The sequence below is a fragment of the Monashia sp. HAY1-2A genome, from assembly GCF_056755315.1.
Genome location: NZ_JBNDHY010000746.1, coordinates 1 through 238 on the forward strand (window position 1 = coordinate 1; position 238 = coordinate 238).

Genomic DNA, 238 nt, shown 5'->3' on the forward strand with positions numbered 1-238 from the left:
CTTTCCAGGATCTGAAGTCCCATATAAGCGCCTCCCAAATCGCCAGTCACGACAAGCAGATCATTAGGTTTTGCCCCGCTTCTTTTAACAATGTTTTCGTCGTTTTCAAGTCCGATAGCGGTAATGCTCATGACAAGGCCTGCGTTTGAACTTGTTGTATCTCCTCCGATTAAGTCAATTTTATATCTTTCACAAGCTGCCTGAATTCCGGCATAAACTTCTTCCAGCGCTTCCACAG

Annotated in this window: 1 protein-coding gene; it reads right to left on the reverse strand. The window is 45.0% G+C overall.

Features of this window, described 5'->3' with window-relative positions:
- A partial coding sequence (locus ACPYOM_RS23760; protein WP_481347870.1) for a thiamine-phosphate kinase occupies positions 1 to 238 on the reverse strand: 238 nt, incomplete at both ends.